Raw genomic sequence first — 7,722 nt, 5'->3', positions numbered from 1 at the left:
CCGGCGCCCGCGCCGCCCCACAGCAGCCCGCCCCTGGCGCCGGCGTCGGCCGCGAACCAGCCGACGAAGGCCACCGGGAGCAGCGCTCCGATGTTCTCGTTGATCGCCCGCACCTCGGACGCCGCCGAGGCGCAGCGCGCGCACTCCGCCAGGTGCCGGCGCAGCCCGCGCTCCGCGCGCGTGCGCAGCCCGCCCCTGGCGAACGCGCCCAGCCGCTCGGCATAGCCGGCGCACTCCCCGCCCTCGGTCAGCGTCCGGCTCACATGCTCCTGGAGGAACGCCTGCTTGAGCCCCTCCCGCGCCCGGTGCGCCAACACGGCCGTGGCGTTGGGCGTCAGCCCCAGCAGCGGCGCCACGTCGCGCGGGGAGGCCTCCTCGACCGTGGTGTGCCACAGCACCGTCTGCCAGCGCTCCGGCAGGCTGCGGAACGCCCGCACCGCCATGGAGCGTTCGGCCTCCCGCATCGCCCGGACCTCGGCGGCCAGCTCGTCGGCGCTGGCGCGGCCGGCCCGCGCCGCCGCGTCGGAGAGCGCGAACACCGCGAAGTCCTCGACCAGTTGCTCGCGCTTCGCGGTGCGCGCCCACTCGGCGGCGACCCGGCGGACCGAGGTCAGCAGGTACGCCCGCACGGCGGTGCGCGGACCCGCGCCGCCCCGCACCGCCTGGAGGGTCGCGGCGAAGACCTCGTTGGTCAGGTCGTCGGCGGTGTCCGCGTCCCGGCAACAGGTGCGCGCATACCGGCGCACGGCGTCCGCGTGGCGCCGGTACAGCTCGTCGTACGCCCCCTGTTCGCCCCGACGCATCCGGTCGATCAGCTCAAGGTCCGCCGTGCCCGAGCGCTCCTCGCGCTGGCGCGGCACCGTGGACTCCTCGGAGAGTTCGTCCCGCCCCTCAAAGTCCATCCGGCCCGCCCCAGTTGTCGTCGGTCGTCGTCGCCATGCCGTTGTTTACACGATTGTCAGCACCGACGTCAGGCTGCCATGCCCGCCCGCCAACCGGGTAGGGGCGTCCGGCAAACCACCCTTTCGGGCGGTGTACCAAGCGCTTTCCCGTGCGCCGCACGCCCCGAACGCGGCGCACGCGCTCCTCGCGCACACCCAGAGGACGCCCCCGCGCTCCGGGGCCGGGACGGGCCGGCCCCGAGCGCGACGGTCAACTCCGGCCGGAACGGCTCCCGTTGGCTCACCGCCCGCCCGGACGCAGCCCCTGGAGCAGTATCTCCAGCAACCGCGCCTCGGCCGCCGTCTGCCGGGTCGGATCGTCCAGCCTCGGCGGCGTGGTCGCTATCACCAACAGCAGGTCCGCCACGGTGACATCGGCCCGCAGCTGCCCGGCCGCCCGGGTCCGTTCCACCAACTGCTCGACGGCGGCCAGCAGTTCACCGGACTCGGCGCCCACGCCCGGCACGGCGGCCTCCGAGGCGCCCGCGCCCGCGCCGCTGCGCCCGCACATCCTGCTGTTCCGCGACCCGCCGCCCAACGGCGCCCCCGGCGGGCTGCCCTCGGCCGCCGACGCGGCACGTGACCTCGCGTTCGGCCGTGGCGTCGGCCTCGACGAGCTGAGCTGCGAGGAGGGCGAGCCGCTGGTCGCGGTCGCCGAACTGCTCGCCAGGACGGACTTCGCCGCCGTCTACCTGACGCTCGCCGCAGGGCACCACGGCTGACGCCTCACCCCAGCACAGAAAGACGCTCATGGACCGCCTCCAGAACACCATCAGGCCCTACGCCTGGGGCTCCACCACCGCGCTGCCCGAGCTGTTGGGCACCGAGCCGACCGGCGAGCCTCAGGCCGAGCTGTGGATGGGCGCCCACCCCGGCGCGCCCTCCCGCCTCGACCGGGGCGAGGGCCCCGTCTCGCTGGCCGACGTCATCGACGCCGACCCCGCCGGCGAGCTGGGCGAGCCCACCGTCGCCGCCTTCGGGCCCCGACTCCCGTTCCTGCTCAAGCTGTTGGCGGCCGGCAGCGCGCTCTCGCTCCAGGTCCACCCGAACCTCGAACAGGCCGCCGCCGGCTTCGCCGAGGAGGAGGCCAACGGCGTCCCGTTGGACGCCCCGCACCGCAACTACCGGGACGCCAACCACAAGCCCGAGCTGATCTGCGCCCTCACCCCGTTCGACGGGCTCTGCGGCTTCCGCCCCGCCGCCGAGACCGCCGAGCTGCTCGACGCGCTGGGCGTCGACGAACTCAAGCCCTACGCCGACCTGTTGCGCGCCCGCCCCGAGAGCGACGCGCTGCGCGAGGTCTTCACCGCCGTGCTGACGGCCGACCCCGAGGCCATGGCCAGGACCGTGGAACACGCGGCGGCCGCCGCCGCCCGCCGCGTCGCCGAGGCGCCCGACGCCCCGTTCGCCGACGCCTACGACGCCTACGTCCGGATCGCCCGCCAGTACCCGGGCGACCCCGGGGTCATCGCGGCCATGCTGCTCAACCACGTCCGACTGGCCCCCGGCGAGGCCCTGTTCCTGGGCGCCGGGGTGCCGCACGCCTACCTCGACGGGCTCGGCGTCGAGATCATGGCCAACTCGGACAACGTGCTGCGCTGCGGCCTCACCCCCAAGCACGTCGACGTTCCCGAACTGCTGCGCATCGTGCGCTTCGAGGCCGGCGACCCCGGGGTGCTGCGGCCCGAACCCGACGCCGACGGCGCCGAGCGGTACGCGACGCCGATCGACGAGTTCCAGCTCTCCCGCTACCTGTCCGCCGACGGCGCCCGCACCGGCCTGCCCCACGACCGCCCGCAGATCCTCCTCTGCGTCCAGGGACGCGTCACCCTGCACGGGGCGGACGACTCCCGGCTCGACCTCGCGCCGGGCGAGTCCGCGTTCGCCCGCGCCGGGGAGAACGTCGAACTGGCCGGCGCGGGAACGCTGTTCCGCGCCACCGTCGCCGACCGCCCCGCGCGCTGACCGCCGGGGGCGGCGGCCGGCAACGTTCGGCGCCGGCTGGCCGAGATATGACCGTTCGCATAGTGCCGCCCGGGGCTCGCGGTGTACATTCGGTCCGTTACCAGACGTCGTTGCTGATGGCAGTCGGGTGCGGAGCCGAGCAGGCGCCGCTCAGCCCGGCCGAGGGGTAAGAAGGCCCTCCGACGGACCGTGGCGCAGCGGACGCCCGTCCCCGCAACCCCGGGGGATCGCGGGTGTCGCCGCCGTCGCCTCCTGTCCGCCCACACTCATCTTCGCGTGAGGAGCAGCCGTCATGACAACGACCGCAACCGCCGCTCAGGACTTCAAGGTCGCCGATCTGTCGCTGGCCGAGTTCGGCCGCAAGGAAATCACCCTGGCCGAGCACGAGATGCCCGGTCTGATGGCGATCCGTGAGGAGTACGCGGCCAGCCAGCCGCTCGCCGGCGCCCGGATCACCGGCTCGCTGCACATGACCGTCCAGACGGCCGTGCTGATCGAGACCCTGGTCGCGCTCGGCGCCCAGGTCCGCTGGGCCTCGTGCAATATCTTCTCCACCCAGGACCACGCCGCCGCCGCGATCGCCGCCGCCGGCATCCCCGTCTTCGCCTGGAAGGGCGAGACGCTGGAGGAGTACTGGTGGTGCACGGAGCGCGCGCTGACCTGGCCGGACACCCCGACCGGCGGCCCCAACATGATCCTCGACGACGGCGGCGACGCCACCCTCCTGCTGCACAAGGGCGTCGAGTACGAGAAGAGCGGCAAGGTGCCGGACGTCTCGACCGCCGAGAACGAGGAGCACGAGGTCATCCTCAAGCTCCTCACCCGCACCCTCGCCGAGACGCCGCAGAAGTGGACCCAGGCCGCCTCCGAGATCAGGGGCGTGACCGAGGAGACCACCACCGGAGTGCACCGCCTCTACGAGATGTTCCGCGAGGGGACGCTCCTCTTCCCGGCCATCAACGTCAACGACTCGGTCACCAAGTCCAAGTTCGACAACAAGTACGGCTGCCGCCACTCCCTGATCGACGGCATCAACCGCGCCACCGACGTGCTCATCGGCGGCAAGGTCGCCGTGGTCTGCGGCTACGGCGATGTCGGCAAGGGCTGCGCCGAGTCCCTGCGCGGCCAGGGCGCCCGGGTGATCATCACCGAGATCGACCCGATCTGTGCCCTCCAGGCCGCCATGGACGGCTACCAGGTGGCCCGCCTCGACGACGTCGTCGAGACCGCCGACATCTTCGTCACCGCCACCGGGAACCGCGACATCATCCTCGCCTCCCACATGCGGCGGATGAAGCACCAGGCGATCGTCGGCAACATCGGCCACTTCGACAACGAGATCGACATGGCCGGCCTCGCCGCGCTCCCCGGCGTCGTCAGGGAAGAGGTCAAGCCCCAGGTGCACACCTGGACCTTCCCCGACGGGCACAACATCATCGTGCTCTCCGAGGGCCGCCTGTTGAACCTGGGCAACGCCACCGGACACCCGTCGTTCGTGATGTCCAACAGCTTCGCCAACCAGACCATCGCCCAGATCGAACTCTTCACCAAACAGAGCGAGTACCCGACCGGCGTCTACGTCCTGCCGAAGCACCTCGACGAGAAGGTCGCCCGCCTCCACCTGAAGGCACTCGGCGCCGAACTCACCGAGCTGACCGAGGACCAGGCGAGCTACCTCGGCATCCCGGTCGAGGGCCCCTACAAGCCGGACCACTACCGGTACTGACCCCGCCGGCCGCCCGGGCCCGCCGCACGCCGGCGCGCCCGGGCGGCCCGCCCCTGCCCACTCATGCCCCAAGGCCGATACAGCATCAGCGACCCTGAGGACGGCACCCCCCTCGGCGAGGAGCGCTTCCGCTGCGCCCCCGGGCCTGCGGGCTGGCGTTACACCGGCGAGCTGACCGCGCCCGACGGCGCGCCCCGCCTCGACACCGACCTCACCCTCGACGCCCTGGGCCGCCAGCTCCGCGTCGAACTCCGCGCCGGCGGCTGGCAGTTGCGCGGCGGCGCCCTGGACGGGCTGACCTGGGTCCGGATGGACGCCGCCGGCACCACGGCCGACGAGGGCAACGCCCGGGCCGCCGCCTTCAGCGGCCCGTCTCCCGGCTTCCTGGTCGCCGTCGCCCGCCTGCTCAGGCTCGGCCGGGACCCGGAGGCCGAACGCCCCGGCAGCGCCCGGGTCCGCCTCGTCACCGTCACGCCACCGGCGCTCGCCACCCGCACCCGCGACGAGAGCTGGACCCACCTCGGCAGCGAGACCCACCCCACGGACAGCGGGCCGCTGATCGTGGACGCCTACGAGGTCGCCGACCTGGAGACCGGGGAACGCCACACCGTCCACCTCGCCGGCGACGTGGTGCTCGCCGCACCCGGCGTCGAACTGGAGGAGCTGGACTCCCCGCCCTCGCGCTAGAACGGCGGCGCGAAGCCCGTCCGACGCCCCGGCTCGGCCACCGGCTCCCCGCCGGCCTCCGGCCGCCCGGGTATCGCGGGCGGCGAGGCCGCCGCCGCACCCCCACTCCCGGCCGGCTCCGCCACCGCGCCGACGATCGGCTGAAAACCGCCGGCCGCCGGCACCCCGGCCGCCGCGTCCACCGCACCCCCGCCCGGCACCACCCGGGCCGCCTCCTCCCGCCGCCGCTCAGCCAGCAGCGCCGCCAGGAACTCCACCGGAGAGACCCCCTCCGGCGGCGGCTCCCCGACCCGCGCCAGCACGTCCTCGGCCAGCCGCACCGCCAACGACCGCGCCACCGCCGGGTCCAACTGCCCCTCGCGGCCGAGGAAACGCCGCACCGTCAGCCACAGCTCGTCCGGCACCTGCGACAGATCCACCTCGGCGAACCGCCCGGCAAGCGCGGGCGGCGCCACCGGCACCGACGTCCGCCGCCGACGCGCGGTGCCAGCGACCCGCTCGCGCACCACCAGCGTCCCCGCGAACACGTCCCCCAGCCGCCGCCCCCGCGCCGAGACCAGCGAGGCCACACAGGCCACCGACCCGGCCGTCATCAGCAGCTCGACAAAGCCGATGGCCCCCCGCACCAGCGCATGACGGAACCGGATCGGCCCGCCGTCCTCCCGAACCACCCGCAGCCCGCAGATCGCCTTCCCCAGCGAACGCCCGTGGCTGAGCGTCTCCACCAGGACCGGCCCCCCGACCACCACCAACAGGAGCAACGCCACCTGCACCGCCATGGCCGCCGCCGTCCCCAGCGGCAGGACCGTGCTCAACACGACCACGGAGAGCAGCAGATAGAGGCCCACGACCACCGCCAGATCGATGGCCACCGCCAGCGCCCGGCTCGGCAGCCGCGCCGGTTGGAGCCCGAGGACCACCGCATCCCCCGTGACCAGCTGGCCGTTCATGGACCGCCCCCTCTCCCCGGACGCTCTGGGCTGTTTCGACTTCCGCTGGACAGTGTGACACCGGGGTCTGACAAGCTGCCTCCCATGGACCTCGACGTGTTTGTCGCCGCACACCGAGCGGAGTGGGAACGGCTCGACGCCCTGATCCGCCGCCGTCGTGGCCGGCTCACCGGAGCCGAGGCCGACGAGCTGGTCCTTCTCTACCAACGGGTGGCCACCCAGCTCTCCCAGCTCCAGTCCACGGCCCCCGACCCCGCGCTCACCAGCCGCCTCACCACCCTGGTCGCCCGGGCGCGCAGCGCCGTCGTGGGCACCCGCAGGGCGACCTGGCGGGACGCGGTCCTCTTCTTCACCGCCCGGTTTCCCGCCGCCTGCTACCGCACCCGGCACTGGTGGGTCCCCACCGCGCTGTTGTTCACCGGCCTGGTCGCCGCCCTCGGCTGGTGGATCGCGGACAGCCCCCAGGTCCAGGCGAGCATCGCGGCCCCCGAGGAACTGCGCGAGATGACCCGGCCTGGCGGCGCCTACGAGTCCTACTACTCCAGCAGCCCGGCCGCCGCCTTCTCCGCCCAGGTGTGGACCAACAACGCCCAGGTCGCCGGGATGTCCCTGACCTTCGGCGCCCTGCTCGGCCTCCCCGTCCTGTGGGTCCTCTTCCAGAACGCGGTCAACGTCGCCACCGGCGTGGGCCTGATGGCCTCGGCCGACCGACTCGACGTGTTCCTCGGGCTGATCCTGCCGCACGGCCTGCTGGAGTTGACCGCCGTCTTCGTCGCCGCCGGCGTCGGGCTCCGCCTCGGCTGGACCGTCGTCGACCCCGGCCGGCGTCCGAGGACGACGGCCCTGGCCCAGGAGGGGCGCGCGGCCCTGGGCATGGCGGTCGGCCTGGCGGCCGTGCTCCTGGTCTCCGGCGCGATCGAGGGCTTCGTCACCCCGTCGGGGCTCCCCACCTGGGCACGGATCGCCATCGGCGTCGCCGCCGAACTGGCCTTCCTCGCCTATGTCTTCGTCCTGGGCCGCCGCGCGGTCGAGGCAGGGGAAACGGGCGACGTGGCGGCCGGGGACCGCCCGGTGGAGGCCCCGGTCGCCGCCTGAGCGAGCCTGGCTTGACGCTGCCCCGGCAGGAGCGTAACGTTCTCCGAGCTGCCACCAGGCGGTCGCCTGTGGGTTGCCCTGGAGCAGCGTCTTGCCGCCATGTGTGGCACCCACTTCGTGTGAACCTGATTCCCGGTGAGGGTTTGTTTCGGTGTGTCCGAAGCATGTCCGCGCGGGGGTTCGGAAGCCCGGATTTGGAATTCGGGTGGGGTTGGTTCTAAAGTAGTGGACACAGCGAAGGGAAGCGCCCGGAGGGCCCCGAGGGGGGTTTGATGGAAGCGTCCGTTCCTTGAGAACTCAACAGTGTGCCAAAAGTCAATGCCAGATTTTTGAGTTGTTTGCGAGGATGTTCGAGCAT

At 73.3% G+C, this 7,722-nt stretch carries 8 protein-coding genes; 5 read left to right on the top strand and 3 right to left on the bottom strand.

Translation table 11 applies throughout. The annotated features are described in order from the left end of the window. Both EBN88_RS26940 and EBN88_RS26935 read right to left on the bottom strand, forming a co-directional pair. A partial coding sequence (locus EBN88_RS26940) for an RNA polymerase sigma factor (RefSeq protein WP_147472864.1) occupies positions 1–902 on the bottom strand: 902 nt, incomplete at its 3' end. Positions 903–1,182: 280 nt separating this feature from the next. After that, positions 1,183–1,353 carry an SbtR family transcriptional regulator gene (locus EBN88_RS26935; RefSeq protein ID WP_407703468.1) on the bottom strand — a complete coding sequence of 57 codons (171 nt, stop codon included), beginning with the start codon at positions 1,351–1,353 and terminating at the stop codon, positions 1,183–1,185. On the opposite strand from EBN88_RS26935, the gene EBN88_RS31365 reads away from it, so the two are divergent. The 4 genes from EBN88_RS31365 (at position 1,310) to EBN88_RS26915 (ending at position 5,319) form a co-directional block, all read left to right on the top strand. Next, positions 1,310–1,663, top strand: coding sequence for a phosphoheptose isomerase family protein (locus EBN88_RS31365; RefSeq protein ID WP_199742499.1), 354 nt, complete (start codon positions 1,310–1,312; stop codon positions 1,661–1,663). The genes EBN88_RS26935 and EBN88_RS31365 overlap by 44 nt on opposite strands. Before the next feature lie 28 nt (positions 1,664–1,691). Next, positions 1,692–2,906, top strand: coding sequence for a mannose-6-phosphate isomerase, class I (manA, locus tag EBN88_RS26925; RefSeq protein WP_122399651.1), 1,215 nt, complete (start codon positions 1,692–1,694; stop codon positions 2,904–2,906). Positions 2,907–3,198: 292 nt separating this feature from the next. After that, the gene (ahcY, locus tag EBN88_RS26920) at positions 3,199–4,632 is read left to right on the top strand and encodes an adenosylhomocysteinase (protein WP_122399650.1); all 1,434 of its coding nucleotides are present in this window, start codon (positions 3,199–3,201) and stop codon (positions 4,630–4,632) included. A 63-nt stretch (positions 4,633–4,695) separates the two neighbouring features. Then, positions 4,696–5,319, top strand: coding sequence for a hypothetical protein (locus EBN88_RS26915; RefSeq protein ID WP_122399649.1), 624 nt, complete (start codon positions 4,696–4,698; stop codon positions 5,317–5,319). Here the strand turns inward: EBN88_RS26915 and EBN88_RS26910 are convergent. Then, positions 5,316–6,269, bottom strand: a complete 954-nt coding sequence (locus EBN88_RS26910) for an RDD family protein (RefSeq protein WP_122399648.1) — start codon at positions 6,267–6,269, stop codon at positions 5,316–5,318. The genes EBN88_RS26915 and EBN88_RS26910 overlap by 4 nt on opposite strands. An 84-nt stretch (positions 6,270–6,353) precedes the next feature. On the opposite strand from EBN88_RS26910, the gene EBN88_RS26905 reads away from it, so the two are divergent. Continuing rightward, positions 6,354–7,364 (top strand): stage II sporulation protein M, encoded by a 1,011-nt coding sequence (locus tag EBN88_RS26905; protein WP_122399647.1) that lies wholly within the window; start codon positions 6,354–6,356, stop codon positions 7,362–7,364. The last annotated feature ends 358 nt before the right edge of the window (positions 7,365–7,722 follow it).

Source organism: Streptomyces triticirhizae, from assembly GCF_003696235.1.
Classification (GTDB): domain Bacteria; phylum Actinomycetota; class Actinomycetes; order Streptomycetales; family Streptomycetaceae; genus Streptomyces; species Streptomyces triticirhizae.
Note: the sequence above shows the minus strand (reverse complement) of the source record. Positions and strands in the feature narration are given on the sequence as shown.

Excerpts from the sequence above, each read along its gene's own strand:
- ahcY (WP_122399650.1), top strand. The coding sequence starts at position 3,199 with ATGACAACGACCGCAACCGCCGCTCAGGACTTCAAGGTCGCCGATCTG.
- manA (WP_122399651.1), top strand. The coding sequence starts at position 1,692 with ATGGACCGCCTCCAGAACACCATCAGGCCCTACGCCTGGGGCTCCACC.
- EBN88_RS26905 (WP_122399647.1), top strand. The coding sequence starts at position 6,354 with ATGGACCTCGACGTGTTTGTCGCCGCACACCGAGCGGAGTGGGAACGG.
- EBN88_RS26910 (WP_122399648.1), bottom strand. The coding sequence starts at position 6,269 with ATGAACGGCCAGCTGGTCACGGGGGATGCGGTGGTCCTCGGGCTCCAA.
- EBN88_RS26915 (WP_122399649.1), top strand. The coding sequence starts at position 4,696 with ATGCCCCAAGGCCGATACAGCATCAGCGACCCTGAGGACGGCACCCCC.